The 13,139-nt window shown below is 67.4% G+C and carries 10 protein-coding genes; 5 read left to right on the top strand and 5 right to left on the bottom strand.

Annotation, left to right across the window (positions count from 1 at the left end):
* Nucleotides 1-86 precede the first annotated feature (86 nt).
* From J1C47_RS19100 to J1C47_RS24145, 3 genes are all read right to left on the bottom strand, one after another.
* Complete coding sequence (locus J1C47_RS19100) at nucleotides 87-1,964, bottom strand: extracellular solute-binding protein (protein WP_207352417.1); 1,878 nt, start codon at nucleotides 1,962-1,964, stop codon at nucleotides 87-89.
* Complete coding sequence (locus J1C47_RS19095; protein ID WP_207352416.1) at nucleotides 1,964-3,880, bottom strand: extracellular solute-binding protein; 1,917 nt, start codon at nucleotides 3,878-3,880, stop codon at nucleotides 1,964-1,966. The genes J1C47_RS19100 and J1C47_RS19095 overlap by 1 nt, the downstream gene beginning before the upstream one ends.
* 291 nt (nucleotides 3,881-4,171) lie before the next feature.
* Nucleotides 4,172-5,491 carry a c-type cytochrome gene (locus tag J1C47_RS24145; RefSeq protein ID WP_207352388.1) on the bottom strand — a complete coding sequence of 440 codons (1,320 nt, stop codon included), beginning with the start codon at nucleotides 5,489-5,491 and terminating at the stop codon, nucleotides 4,172-4,174.
* Nucleotides 5,492-5,685: 194 nt separating this feature from the next.
* Here J1C47_RS24145 and J1C47_RS19085 point away from each other — a divergent pair, with 194 nt between their 5' ends.
* Entirely contained in the window at nucleotides 5,686-6,414 is a 729-nt protein-coding gene (locus J1C47_RS19085) for a 3-deoxy-manno-octulosonate cytidylyltransferase (RefSeq protein WP_207352387.1), read from the top strand.
* Nucleotides 6,411-7,382 carry a prephenate dehydratase gene (locus J1C47_RS19080; protein ID WP_207352386.1) on the top strand — a complete coding sequence of 324 codons (972 nt, stop codon included), beginning with the start codon at nucleotides 6,411-6,413 and terminating at the stop codon, nucleotides 7,380-7,382. Before J1C47_RS19085 ends, J1C47_RS19080 begins: the two co-directional genes overlap by 4 nt.
* Before the next feature lie 75 nt (nucleotides 7,383-7,457).
* Here J1C47_RS19080 and J1C47_RS19075 read toward each other — a convergent pair whose 3' ends face one another.
* Both J1C47_RS19075 and J1C47_RS19070 read right to left on the bottom strand, forming a co-directional pair.
* Complete coding sequence (locus J1C47_RS19075; protein ID WP_207352385.1) at nucleotides 7,458-8,381, bottom strand: alpha/beta fold hydrolase; 924 nt, start codon at nucleotides 8,379-8,381, stop codon at nucleotides 7,458-7,460.
* A 132-nt stretch (nucleotides 8,382-8,513) separates the two neighbouring features.
* Nucleotides 8,514-10,688, bottom strand: a complete 2,175-nt coding sequence (locus J1C47_RS19070) for a lytic transglycosylase domain-containing protein (RefSeq protein WP_425354580.1) — start codon at nucleotides 10,686-10,688, stop codon at nucleotides 8,514-8,516.
* A gap of 312 nt (nucleotides 10,689-11,000) precedes the next feature.
* Here J1C47_RS19070 and dapA point away from each other — a divergent pair, with 312 nt between their 5' ends.
* From dapA to J1C47_RS19055, 3 genes are all read left to right on the top strand, one after another.
* Nucleotides 11,001-11,882, top strand: coding sequence for a 4-hydroxy-tetrahydrodipicolinate synthase (gene dapA, locus J1C47_RS19065; protein ID WP_207352414.1), 882 nt, complete (start codon nucleotides 11,001-11,003; stop codon nucleotides 11,880-11,882).
* A gap of 93 nt (nucleotides 11,883-11,975) precedes the next feature.
* The gene (smpB, locus tag J1C47_RS19060) at nucleotides 11,976-12,446 is read left to right on the top strand and encodes an SsrA-binding protein SmpB (protein ID WP_207352384.1); all 471 of its coding nucleotides are present in this window, start codon (nucleotides 11,976-11,978) and stop codon (nucleotides 12,444-12,446) included.
* A gap of 141 nt (nucleotides 12,447-12,587) precedes the next feature.
* Nucleotides 12,588-13,046, top strand: a complete 459-nt coding sequence (locus tag J1C47_RS19055) for a metallophosphoesterase family protein (RefSeq protein WP_207352383.1) — start codon at nucleotides 12,588-12,590, stop codon at nucleotides 13,044-13,046.
* Nucleotides 13,047-13,139: the final 93 nt, after the last annotated feature.

Raw genomic sequence — 13,139 nt, 5'->3', positions numbered from 1 at the left:
GCCGTGTTTCGCCCTTGTAAACCATTCCGGCGGCATGGCGCAAAACCGCGCCGCAGCGGGCGCGATCCTGACCGCGCCTTGCTTGCTCAGGCCTTGCCGAGCGCCTTCGCCTTGTCGGGATCGATCCACCAGAGCCGCTCGACCGGCCAGCCGTAGTCGGGTTTGGGCTCCTTGAATCCGAAGATGTCCCAGTAGGCGGCGCGACGAACGTCGGTGTTGATGTTGGGAAGCCAGTCGAGCCGCCAGCGCAGGACCCGGTCGAGGACGCGAATGGCCGTGACGAGTTCCTCTCGGCTTTGAGCCGCGCCGGCTTTGTCGATCAGCTTGTCGACGGCGTCGCTCGCCATGCCCGGATAGTTGTAGCTTCCCGGCCTGTCCTTGGAGTTCGATCCGAAGAACAGGGCCAGACTTTCCTTCGTCGGTGTTGCGCCGAGCGAAAAGGCCGCGAGGATCATGTCGTAGTCGAAGCGGTTGACCCGTTCCTGATATTGGGCGGCGTCGACGAGGCGGATCGAGGCATCGAGGCCGATCTTGCGCAGCGTGTCGAAAAACCGCGAATAGACCCGCACCTGCTCCTGGCCGGTAGTCAGGAACTCGATCTTGAAGACTTCGCCGTTGGCACTGGCCATCTGGCCGCCCTTTTGCTTCCAGCCGGCCTCGCCGAAAAGACGGATCGCCTCGCGCATTAGCTTGCGGTCGAGACCCGACGCATTGCTCACGGGCTGGGTCCAGACCTCGCCGAAGACCTCGTCTGGAATGCTTCCGCGAAGCGGCTCGAGCAGCTTGAGCTCCGCTGCGGACGGTTCGCCCATTGCATGGAATTCCGAACCCTGGAACGGTGAATCGGAGTGGATACGCAATCCGAACAGGAGATTGGCGTTCGTCCACTCGAAATTGAAGCACATGTTGATCGCACGGCGTATGCCGGCGTCAGCGAAGCGCTCACGCCGCTGGTTGAGCGCCCAACACTGGAAGCTCGGCAGCTTCCCGTCCGGAAACTCGCGCTTGACGACGGCGCCGCGCCGGACGGCGGGGAAGTCGTATCCGGTCGCCCAGTCCTTGGTCGTAAACTCCTCGCGAAAGGTGATGACCCCCTTTTTGAAGGCCTCGAATGCCGGCTGGCGATCGCGGAAGAAGTCGATCCTCAGGGTCTGGAAATGGTCAAGGCCGCGGTTGAAGGGCATGTCCTTCGCCCAATAGTCGTCGCGCTTTTCGTATTCGATATAGCGGCCATATTCGAAACGGCCGATCTTGAAGCCGCCGCTGCCGGGGATGATCTCATTGGCGATGTCGGTGAGTTTGCGGCCGTCGAAAAAGGCCTTCGGAATGATCGGCATTCCCAAGGCAAGCAAGGCGTCCTGGTAGCTCTGACGCTCAGAGAATATCAGCCGGACGGTGTCCGGATCGTTCGCAACGATCTCGTCCAGCTCGCGGAGCGTAACCTGAAGGCTCGGATGGCCGTCCGCTTTCAGCGCTTTGTAGGTGAAAACGATATCCTCGGCCGTCACCTTTGCCCCGGTCGAGAACAGCGCCTGCGGCCGCAGGCGAAACTTGAAGCTGCGCTTGTCCTTCGACACTTCGACGCTTTCAGCGAGCGCGCAGTACAGCGCGTCGGGCTCGTCGAGCGAAGATGTCATCAGCGCGTCGTAGAGATTTTCGATCCGGGGCGGTGCGTTGCCGCGGAGGACGAAGGTGTTCAACGTGTCGAAGGTAAAGGGCGACTGGTTCAGCACCCAGGAGGAGACGGCCATGTCGAACTGGCCGCCGGCGGGAGCATCGGGGCTCGCATAGTCGAAATGGCTGTAGTCTGCGGGATATTTCAGTTCGCCAAAGGCTGAGAGCCCGTGCAGCGGTGTGTCGGTCTTGACGTCGGCGAAGCCCCGGCCGGGCAGGGCCGCCGCCGCCGCCGCGCCGAGCGCCAGTTGGCCGAAGCTTCGGCGGGTGAGCCGCAGCACCGTCCCCATCAGTTCGCCGCGTCCTTCTGCGGCGACTTTTCGGCGGATTTCGCCCACCAGGCGAAGGGATCGACCGTCGAATAGGCCGGGTGCCTGCCGGTCATGCCGAACTTGTCCCAATAGGCGAGCCAGGTCTCGGCCTTGTACCACTGCGGGACGACGTAATATTCCCAGAGCATCACCCGGTCGAGCGCGTGCGTCGCGGCGACGAGGTCCTCGCGGTCCTTGGCGTAGACGATGTCGTTGACGAGCTTGTCGATCGCCGGGTTCTTGATGCCGGCATAGTTGCGGCTGCCGGGAGAATCGGCGGCCTGGCTCGACCAGAAGTCCCGCTGCTCGTTGCCCGGCGACAGCGACTGCGGATAGTACTTGATCCCGACCAGCTCGAAATTGAAGTTGGTCAGCCGCTCGATATACTGGTTGCTGTCGACGATGCGGATCGAGGCGTCGATGCCGAGGCGCTTCAGGCTGTCGGCGAAGGGCTGCAGCGTGCGCGCGTCGGTCGGGTCGTCGCCGAGCATCTCGATGGTAAAGGGCTCTCCGGTCTTGGCATTGACGAGACGCGAGCCCTTCCGCTCGTAGCCCGCCTCCTTCAGGAGTTCGTAGGCCTTGCGCAGGTTTTCGCGGGTCGACTGGTTGTCGGTGTAGACCGGCAGTTTGAATTCCTGCGTGAAGACTTCCGGCGGGATCTCGGATTTCAGCGGCTCGAGGAACTTCAGTTCCCGCTCGTCGGGCAGGCCGCGCGAGGCGAGCTCGCTGTTGTCGAAATAGCTCGTCATCCGCTGGTAAAGGTTGAAGAACAGCGTGCGGTTCATGTCCTCGAAATTGTAGGCCAGCGTCAGCGCCTCGCGCACCCGCCGGTCCTGGAACTTCGCAAGGCGGTTGTTGAGGACGTAGGCCTGCATCGACTCGACCTGGTGGTCGGGGATCGTGGTCTTCTTCACCTCGCCGTTCTTGAAGGCCGGAAAGTCGTATTCGGTCGCCCAGCGCCGCGAGATGTTCTCCACCCGGTAGTCGTCGAGGCCGCCCTTCTTGAACGCCTCCCAGGACGCGTTGGAATCCCGCAGATAGGTGTAGTCGATGGTGTCGTAGTTGTAGCGCCCCTTGTGCGGCGCGACGTCGGCGGCCCAGTAGTCCTTGACGCGGTTCCACTCGATCGACTGTCCGGTGACGAAGCGGCCGATCTCGTAGGGGCCGGAGCCGAGCGGCGGCTCCAGGCCGGGCTGCGAGATGTCGCGCTTCTTGCCGTCCGGGCCGGTGCCTTCCCACCAGTGCTTCGGCAGCACGGTGAGATCGCCCATGATGTGCGGCAGTTCGCGGTTGCCGGTCTGGTCGAAGGTGAAGGTCACCTCGCGCTCGCCGGTCTTTTCCGCCTTGACGACGTTCTTGTAGTAAGCCGCCCATTGCGGATGCAGCTTCTTCAGCGTGTCGAAGCTCCAGATCACGTCCTCGACGGTGATCGGCTGGCCGTCGTGCCACTTCGCCCGCGGATCGAGCCGGAAGGTCACCGACGACTTGTCCTCGGGATAGCGGACCGCCTCGGCGATCATCGCATAGACGACGGAGGGCTCGTCGGTCGACTGCTCCATCAGCGTGTCGTAGAGCAGCCCGCCGCCGAAATTGGCGAGGCCCGCCGCCGGCGTGCCGCGCACCACGAAGGGATTGAAGCTGTCATAGGAGCCGACGGCGATCTGGTTCAGCGTCCCGCCCTTCGGCGCGTCGGGATTGACGTAGTCGTAATGCTGGAAGTCGGCCGGATATTTCGACGGCTCGGCAAGCGACATCGACGTCCGCCATTCGCCCGCCTCGGCGTCCGGCGCCGCGGCCTTCGCCGCCGTGTCGGAAGCGCTCGTCGCGGAGGCTGCGTCGTTCGATCCGGCGGCGGCGGACCCCTGTTCCTCGGCCCGTGCGGCGGTGAGGGCCATGACGAAGGCCATGCATGAGGCGGCGAGAAGGCGGGTGGCGCGCGTCGTGATCGGCAAGGGCGGGGCTCTCCGTCTGGCGTTGCGATTGCGTCCTACCGTTCTCGCCGCTCTTTATGGCGACCATGGGAGGACTTTGCCAAGTGACGAAAGTTTCATCGATATTCCGTGAGGCCGGCGGCCTGCCGGGCGGAGGCCGCATGGCACCGCTCGGCTCGGCGCGATGCGGGTACGAAAAAGCCCCGGCACTGACCGGGGCTTTCCGAATGACCGCGGGCGGCAGGCCGCAGCCCGCTACTCGCCCTTCTTCTTGCCGCTCTCGTCGAAGCTCGCGAGATAGGCGATGACGTTGTCGATGTCCTTCTGGTCCTTCAGGCCGGGGAACGACATCTTGGTGCCGGGCGCCACCGCCTTCGGATCGGAGAGCCAGGAATGCAGCTCCTCCACCGTCCAGGTCGGATGGTCCTTGGCGTAGGTCTGCAGCGCCGAGGAGAAGCTGTAGCCGTCGACGGCGGCGATCTTCTCGCCGAGGATGCCGTTCAGCTCGGGACCGATCTTGTTCTTCGCGCCTTCGCCGATCGAATGGCACGCCTTGCACTTGTTGAAGACCTTCTCGCCCGCGGCGGGATCGCCGGCGACCTCGGTCGCGCCGGCATCGCCACCCGCCGCTTCGCCGCCGGCGGCGGCACCGCCCGCGGCGGCCGGAGCTGTCTGACCGCCGGAAGCGTCGGCTGCCTGACCGCCAGCCTCACCGCCGGCCTCACCCTTCGGCTGGGCAGCCGCCTGCTGTTCCTGCGGCGCCGCGGCCTTGTCGCCGGATGCCGCGGCGTCGGCGGCCGGCTGCGCCGGCTGCTCGCCCTTGGCGCCGTCCGCCGGCGTCTTGACCTCGGTGGTCTTCTCGCCGCTCTCGGCCGGCGGCGCTTGCGGTGCCGCGCCGGCCTCGGCCGGCGCCTGCGCCGCCTCGCCGCCGGCATTGGCGCCGGATTCGGTGGTGGTCGCAGCGTTGGTCTCGGTCGCGGCCTTATCGCCGCCCTCGGCTGCGGCTTCGCCTTCGGCGGGCGCCTCCGGCAGCGGCGCCGGGCTGTCCGACAGAGTGTGCAGATAGGCGATGACGTCGGCCCGGTCCTCGGGCTTCGGCAGGCCGGCGAAGCCCATCGCCGTGCCCTTCACGTAGCCCTTGGGGTTCTTCAGGAAGTGATAGAGGTGGTCGTAGTCCCACTTCTTCGAGCCGCCTTCGGAAAACTCCTTCATGCCGGCCGAATAGTTGAAGTCGGAGACCGAGGCGACCGGCCGCATGACGACGTCCCACAGATGCGGGCCGACCTTGTTCGGGCCGCCCTTCTCGCCGGAGTGGCAGGCGCCGCACTTCTTGAAGATGTTGGCGCCGTTGTCGGCGCTGGCCTTCTGCAGGAGGGTGGCGATCGGCGGGTCTTCGGCCGCGGCCTTCTCGCCGCCGCCGGAGGCCTCGGACGGTTCGGCGGCGACGATCTCGTAGCCTGGCTTTTCGGGGGCCTCGGAATGGAACAGCCCTTCGGCGAGAATGCTGCCGCCGAAGACGACGAACACGGTGCCGAGAATGGCGCCGAAGATCTTGTTGGCCTCAAACGAATCCATTGGCGGGACTGACCCTCCCCATCATTTGCCATCACCTGCCGCTTAGGGCAGACCCCCACTGAGACGGGCGGACCGTAGGTGTTTTGCCGATTCAAGGCAACACCTGTAGAAAGCACGCCGCCGGGCACTTTTGTCACTTTCCAAACTTCGGCTCAAGCATCCGGCGAGAGGATCATCGGTTCAGGCAACGCGTCATGTCGACACTCATTCTCATCCCCGCCCGGCTCGGTTCGACGCGCCTGCCCAGGAAGGCGCTGGCCGACATCGCCGGCCGGCCGATGGTGGTCCGCGTCGCCGAGCGGGCAGCGGCCGCCGCGGCCGGCCGCGTCGTCGTCGCCACCGACGCCGAGGAGATCCGGGCGGCGGTCGTTTCGGCGGGTTTCGAGGCGGTGATGACCTCCGTCGAGCATCAGTCGGGCTCCGACCGGATCTTCGAGGCGCTGCAGGCGGTCGATCCGCGCGGCGAGGCCGAGACGATCATCAACGTCCAGGGCGACCTGCCGACCATCGATCCGGAGACAATCCGCCGCTCCGTCGCGCCCTTCGAGGACGCGCGGTGCGACATCGCGACGCTCGCGGCGGTGATCACCCACGAGGCCGAGCGCGACAATCCCAACGTCGTCAAGCTGGTCGGCTCGCCGATCGGCCCGCGGCGGCTGCATGCGCTCTACTTCACGCGGGCGCGCGCGCCCTGGGGCGAGGGGCCGCACCACCATCACATCGGGCTCTACGCCTATCGCCGCGAGAGCCTGGAGCGCTTCGTTTCGCTGGCGCCCTCGACGCTGGAGAAGCGGGAGAAGCTCGAACAGCTGCGGGCGCTGGAAAACGGGATGCGAATCGACGCCGAGATCGTCGATACCGTGCCGCTCGGGGTCGACGGTCCGGACGATCTCGTGCGCGCCCGCGAAATCTACGGAGCATGACCATGGCCGACGACCGTCCGTTGATCGCCTTCCAGGGCGAACCCGGCGCCAATTCCGACATGGCCGTCGGAGACGTCTTCGGCAGCGCCTACGAAGCGCTGCCATGCCCCTCCTTCGACGACGCCTTCGCGGCGCTCAAGGCGGGATCGGTCGAGCAGGGCGGCCGGGACCGGCGGGTCGAGCGGGCGATGATTCCGATCGAGAACACGCTCGCCGGCCGGGTCGCCGACATCCATCTCCTGATGCCGGATTCCGGGCTGCAGATCGTCGGCGAATACTTCATGCCGATCCATTTTCAGCTCATGGCCCTGCCGGGCGTCGCAAAGAGCGAGATCCGCACGGTTTCCAGCCACATCCACGCGCTCGGACAGTGCCGCAAATATCTGCGCTCGAACGGCTGGAAGCCGCAGGTCTCCGGCGACACCGCCGGGGCGGCGCGCGAGGTGGCCGAGGCGCGGGACCGGACGCGGGCGGCGCTGGCGCCGCGGCTCGCGGCGCAGTATTACGGCCTGTCGATCCTCGAAGAGGACGTCGAGGACGCGGCGAACAACGTCACCCGCTTCGTCATCCTCGCCAATCCCGAGCACCAGCCCTACACCGACCCGGACGAGCGGCGGGTGCGGCTCTGGGCGCCGCGTGATCCGGTGCTCGGCGAGGACGGCCGCCAGATGATCAGCCGCGACGTGGTGACGACCTTCGTGTTTCGGGTGAAGAACATCCCGGCGGCCCTCTACAAGGCGCTCGGCGGCTTTGCCACCAACGGCATCAACATGACCAAGCTCGAGAGCTACCAGCTCGGCGGCTCCTTCTCTGCGACGCTGTTTTACGCCGACGTCGAGGGCCATCCGCACGACCCGGCGCTCGGCCGGGCGCTGGAGGAACTGAGGTTCTTCTCCGCCGAATATCGCAATCTCGGCGTCTACCGGGCGGCGGAGAACCGCCAGGCGCTGCTGTTGCCGGGGGAGTGAGGGGCTTCCTTCCGGGGCCGCAACCTCGTCAGCCGGCAGAAGACCCTCGCCCTTCGAGGCTCCGCTTCGCTCTGCTCAGCGTCGCACCTCAGGATGAGGGGGATGTGCGGGCACCGCGCGATCCGCTTCCCGAGCGAGGTGCAGGATCCGTTCGGGCAAATCTGCGGTCTCGAGGAAGGGCGCATGGCCCTGGCCGGCAATCTCGATCGCTGCAAGGTTAGGGTGGCGGGTTTTCATCTCGGCGACGGTCTCGACGGAAAACAGCGCCGAATGCCCGCCGCGGATGACGAGGAGCGGCACGGCCTTCAACAGGTCGAAGGCCTCCCAGAGTTCGGGCAGCGGCTGGTCGAGATCCATGGTGCGGAGCGGCAGGAGCAGCGCCGGGTCGTAGTCGCCATGGATCCGGCCGTCGCGCGCGACGAAACCGGCCCGCGCCATGCGCTCGAAGTCGGCGCGCGGCGACGCCGGAAAGCCCGCGGCGTTGGCCGCGACCACGGCGTCGACGGCGCTCTCCCAGTCCGCAAAGGATTCGGTGACGCCGACCGTGTCCCGGATGAGCTTCAGCCCCGCCGTCTCCAGCCGCGGACCGGCGTCGTTGAAGACCGCCCCGGCGATGACGTCGAGGCGCATCGCCGCGATCAGGTGGATGACGAGCGTTCCGCGCGAGGTGCCGACGAAGACGGCGCGGGAAATGCCGAGATGGTCGAGGCCCGCCAGCGTGTCGGCGGCCTCCGCCGGGACGCTGTAGGCCTCGGCGTCTTCGGCCCATTCCGAGAGGCCGCGGCCGCGATAGTCGACGGCGACCACCGCGCGGGCGGGATCGCGTTCCCGCACATGGCGGGCGAAGGCGGCGAAGTCGCGGGAGTTGCGGGTGAGGCCCGGCAGGCAGACGAGCGGCAGCGGGGCCGCCGCCCTGCCGGGAATCTCCCCCCAGGCGCGGCCGGCAAGGCGCAGCCCGCCATGCTCGAAGAAGAACGGCTCGCCGTCACTCGTCGCCATCCCGGCTCCTCAAGCTCCGTCGCGGCGGCAGGTCGCTGCGCGCTTTGCCGGGCAAGCTATCGCGGCAGCGGCCGGTTTCGAGCCGGCCGGTGCGATCTGCGCAATCTGCGCAAAGCCGCGTCCGCGCGCTCCTTATCCCCTGCGGCCGTTGACGAGATCGCTCTCGATCGAGAAGGGCGCGCCGAGGCGGATCTTGTAGACCTCGTAATTCTCCATGATCCGCTGCACGTAGTTGCGCGTCTCGGTGTAGGGGATGCGCTCCACCCAGTCGACGACCTGGTCGAGCGACATGCGGCGCGGATCGCCGAAGCGCTCGATCCACTCGCGCGCCCGGCGCGGTCCGGCATTGTAGGCGGCGAAGGTCAGCACGTAGGACCCGTCGAAATTGTCGATCTGGTCGCCGAGATAGCGTGCCCCGAGGGCGGCGTTGTAGCCGGGGTCGGAGGTCAGCCGCTGCGGCGAATAGGACACGCCGATCTTCTGCGCCATGGTCTTCGCCGTGCCCGGCATCAGCTGCAGCAGGCCGAGCGCCCCGGCCGCCGACCGCGCCTGCGGGTTGAAGCCGCTTTCCTGCCGGGCGATCGCATAGGCGAGCGCCTTGCCGGCCGCCGAGATGTTGGCATTGGCGGGGATGACGCCGGTCGGGAAGGCGAGGGCCGGGGCGTCGACGCCCCGCCAATAGGCGATCTTGCCGATCGAGAGCACGAGATGATAGTCGCCGCGCCGCTCGGCCATCACCGCGAGCAGGCCGAGCTCGCCCGGGCTCTGGAGCTCCTCGGCGAGGTCGCGGTAGAGGATGTCGGCGCGCCAGTCGGAGCCGATCGCCTCGAGCCGCTGGATCGCCCGCACCGCCTCTCGCGAGGAAAAGCGCTGGCGCTCGCTGCTGCTGGGGCTCGGGAACTCGATGGCGCCGGGGCTGTGGCCGAGGCGCGCGGCCGCGAGCTGGCCGTAGAAGGTCGCCGCATAGTGGGCGGCGCGCTGGTAGTAGCCGCGGGCATCGCCGCCGCCGCCGGCTTCCGCCGCCCGGCCGAGCCAGTAATAGCCGCGCGACAGCGACAGCGGCTTGTTGGACATTCTCAGGATGCTGGCGAAGTGCCGCGACGCCGTCGAGGCGTCGCCGAGGAAGCGCAAAGCGATCCAGCCGGCATGGAACTCGGCCTCCACCGCCTCGGCCGAATCGAGCGCCGAATGGCCGGCGGCGATGCGGTAGGCCATCTTGGTCTTGCCGAGGTCGAGGAGGTCGCGCGCGACGATGCGCCGCTCGTTCCACCAGGCGTCGGGATCGATCAGCACGGCCGGGTCGCGCGGCACGTTTGCCAGGATCTCGGCCGCCTCGTCGACCTTTCCGGCCTTGCGGTCGTATTCGACGCGGGCGAGGAGATAGCCCGGGTCGGAGCGCTGCGAGCGCGGCACGGCGGCAAGCAGCCGCCCGGCATTCGCCTGGTTGCGGATGACGGCGGCGCGGGCGGCATAGAGCTCGTTCGCCCCGGCGAGTTTGGCGGCGCGCGCGGCATCGCTCACCCGCTCGCGGTAGAGCAGCATGTCCATGCGGTGCTTGTGGTCGGCCGGCCCGAGCAGCGTGCCGAAGGTCGAGAGCATCTGGCGCTCGGTCGAGGCGTCCATCACCTCGTTGCGCCAGGTCGCCGAGACTAGCTGCTTGGCGCGCTTCACCTCGCCGACGCCGAGCCAGGCCTTGGCGAGCGCCATGGCGCCCTCGGGGCTTTCCGGCGCGGTGTTGGCGAAGGCGGCGAGCACCTCGCGCGGGCCGTGGTTCTCGCGCCAGATCGCCTTTTCCGAATTGATCCGCAGCGCCTTCATGCCGGGCCAGCCGGAGAGCGAACGCGCCGCGTCGGCGATCTCCACCGCCGGCACGTCGCGGCCGCCGTTGAGCGCGATCGCCCAGGTCAGGATGTCGCGGTCGAGCGTGCCGGGGGTCATGCCCTCGCGGATCGAGCGGGCGCGCACGGCGTTGCCGTCCGACAGCGCCTGCAGCCCGTCCTTCAGGTCGCCGCCGATCGCCGAGACCGGCCGGACCATCTGCGGCACCGCCGCGATCGAGGCGGTGAAGGCGGTGGCGTCGGCCGAAAGCTCCTCGGGCGGCCGACGCGGGATCGGCACCTCGCCCGGCACCGGCGCGCCGAACCGCGCCGTGTCGAGGCCGGTATCGGCGTCGAAACCCGCCGGGCGCGCGGCCGGCACCGGGCCGACCTGCGGCAGCAGGTCCGGCTGGGCGAGGGAAGGCTGCGCCAAGAGCGATGCCGCCAGCGTCATTGCGAGGCATCGGGCGGCGCGCGGAAGTCTCTGCATGGACGTTCTCATCGGCTGGCGAACAACGGTCTGAAGGCCGGCGGGTTCTTTCTCCGGCATGGTTGCCAATGCTCTCACGATCGCCGTTAAGCTCGTGTTACCGCGGCCATTGTCGCTGATCCGCGAGCGATTGACGAGGCCGCTTGTTTCGGCCGGCGAGCTTCAATATGTTCGCGCGACCAGCGAAAGGTCTGCGACGCTACGCGTCCCGCGCGGGAGCGGTCGCTTTCGAGGTCGCGCGGCGATGGCTGGAAGCTTTCCCGACGTAAGAACGAGCTCTTCGGCACGGACCGGGAGCGGTGGGAGTGAATGATGTTCAATGGCTCGATTCCGGCGCTGGTGACGCCGTTCGACGAAGAAGGCGGCTTTGCCGAGGACGTCTTTTCGCGTTTCGTCGAATGGCAGATCTCAGAAGGATCGACCGGCGTCGTGCCGGTCGGCACCACGGGCGAGAGCCCGACCCTCAGCCATGACGAACACAAGCGCGTCGTCGAAGTCTGCGTCAAGGTCGCGGCCGGTCGCGTTCCCGTGATCGCCGGTGCCGGCTCCAACAACACCGACGAGGCGATCGATCTCGCGAAATTCGCCGAAAAGGCCGGCGCCGACGGGCTTCTCGTCGTCACGCCCTATTACAACAAGCCGAACCAGCGCGGCCTTTACGCCCATTACGCGGCGATCGCCCGGGCGGTGTCGCTGCCGATCCTGATCTACAACATTCCGGGTCGCTCGATCATCGACATGACGCCCGAGACGATGGGCCGGCTCGCCGCCGACTTTTCCAACATCGTCGGGGTCAAGGACGCCACCGCCAAGGTCGACCGGGTCTCCGAGCAGCGGCAGACCTGCGGCACCGACTTCGTCCAGCTGTCGGGCGAGGATGCGACCGCGCTCGGCTTCAACGCCCATGGCGGGACGGGCTGCATCTCCGTGACGGCGAACGTCGCGCCGCGGCTCTGCGCCGAGATGCAGGCCGCCTGCGCCCGCGGCGACTATCCTTCGGCGCGCGAGATCCAGGACCGGCTGATGCCGCTGCACAAGGCGCTGTTCATCGAGCCGAGCCCCACGGGGGTGAAATACGCCCTCGACAAGCTCGGCAAGGTGAAGAATTCCGTCCGCCTGCCGCTGGTGCCGGTGGAAGCCTCGACCGCCGAGACGATCGACCGGGCGCTGCGCCACGCCGGCCTGCTGAACTGACCGCGGCCGTCCGGGCGACGCTCGTTTAATCCCGCTCCGGCGGTCTGCCCGACCACGAAAGGGATGTGCGCCCGGCGCGCACGTCGTCATGCCATGGCCAAGAAGAAATCCACCGCCTCGAACGTCGCGGCCGAAAACCGCAAGGCGCGGTTCAACTACGAGATCGTCGACACGCTGGAGGCCGGTCTGTCGCTGACCGGCACCGAGGTGAAGTCGCTGCGCGACGGCAAGGCCTCGATTGCCGAGGCCTATGCCACGGAGGAGCAGGGCGAGCTCTGGCTGATCAATTCGAACCTGCCGGAATATCTGCAGGCGAACCGCTTCAACCACAATCCGAAGCGCCGTCGCAAGCTGCTGGTCCACAAGACGCAGCTCAACCGGCTGGCCGGCGCCGTCCAGAAGGACGGCATGACGCTCGTGCCCCTGAAGATCTATTTCAACGACCGCGGCGTCGCCAAGCTGGAACTCGCGGTCGCAAGGGGCAAGAACGCCCCCGACAAGCGCCAGACCATCAAGGAACGAGACTGGAACCGCCAGAAGCAGCGGATCCTGAAGGAAGGGTGAGGGCAGGGGAACGCCGGGCCGCGCCCGCGGCGTGACGCGCCTCTGCCGCCGCGGCGGTTCCGCCGGGCCCGCCGCCGCCCTCGGCCTCGTGCGGCTGAGCGAAGGCGATCATCCCGCAGACTGCAAGGATCGGCCCGCCCCATGCCCGTCATTGGAATCATCTCGGATACCCACGGCCTGTTGCGGTCTGAAGCACTCGTGCCGCTTCAGGGCGCGGCGCACATCATCCATGCCGGCGACATCGGAGCGGAGGAGATCGTTCCGCGGCTCGAGGAGATCGCGCCGGTCACGGCGATCCGCGGCAATGTCGACAAGGCGAAATGGACGCGCGCCTTTCCCGAGACGGCGTCGGTCGAGCTGTTCGGCCAGCGCTTCTTCGTCATCCACGACCGGGGTGATCTTGCCTTCGATCCTGCGCCGGAAGGCTATCACGCCGTCATTTCCGGTCACTCGCACAAGCCGGGCATCGAGACGGTCGACGGCGTACTCTTTCTCAATCCCGGCAGCGCCGGGCGCAGGCGATTCAAGCTGCCGGTGACGGTCGCTACCATCGTGATCGAGGATGGGGCGATGACGCCGACGATCCACGCGATCGGTTGATGGTCCGGTTCAGCCGTTCGGTGTCGTCGCAGGAAGATCGCCCGGCAAATCTCGGAATCGAGGACCGTCAGCGAAGTTTATGATCCTCGTGGA

Source organism: Jiella sonneratiae, from assembly GCF_017353515.1.
Classification (GTDB): Bacteria; Pseudomonadota; Alphaproteobacteria; order Rhizobiales; family Rhizobiaceae; genus Jiella; species Jiella sonneratiae.
The sequence above is the reverse complement of the archived record's forward strand: the minus strand, read 5'-3'. Positions and strand labels throughout refer to the sequence as shown.

Excerpts from the sequence above, each read along its gene's own strand:
- J1C47_RS19100 (WP_207352417.1), bottom strand. The coding sequence starts at position 1,964 with ATGGGGACGGTGCTGCGGCTCACCCGCCGAAGCTTCGGCCAACTGGCG.
- J1C47_RS19095 (WP_207352416.1), bottom strand. The coding sequence starts at position 3,880 with ATGGCCCTCACCGCCGCACGGGCCGAGGAACAGGGGTCCGCCGCCGCC.
- J1C47_RS24145 (WP_207352388.1), bottom strand. The coding sequence starts at position 5,491 with ATGGATTCGTTTGAGGCCAACAAGATCTTCGGCGCCATTCTCGGCACC.
- J1C47_RS19085 (WP_207352387.1), top strand. The coding sequence starts at position 5,686 with ATGTCGACACTCATTCTCATCCCCGCCCGGCTCGGTTCGACGCGCCTG.
- J1C47_RS19080 (WP_207352386.1), top strand. The coding sequence starts at position 6,411 with ATGACCATGGCCGACGACCGTCCGTTGATCGCCTTCCAGGGCGAACCC.
- J1C47_RS19075 (WP_207352385.1), bottom strand. The coding sequence starts at position 8,381 with ATGGCGACGAGTGACGGCGAGCCGTTCTTCTTCGAGCATGGCGGGCTG.
- J1C47_RS19070 (WP_425354580.1), bottom strand. The coding sequence starts at position 10,688 with ATGCAGAGACTTCCGCGCGCCGCCCGATGCCTCGCAATGACGCTGGCG.
- dapA (WP_207352414.1), top strand. The coding sequence starts at position 11,001 with ATGTTCAATGGCTCGATTCCGGCGCTGGTGACGCCGTTCGACGAAGAA.
- smpB (WP_207352384.1), top strand. The coding sequence starts at position 11,976 with ATGGCCAAGAAGAAATCCACCGCCTCGAACGTCGCGGCCGAAAACCGC.
- J1C47_RS19055 (WP_207352383.1), top strand. The coding sequence starts at position 12,588 with ATGCCCGTCATTGGAATCATCTCGGATACCCACGGCCTGTTGCGGTCT.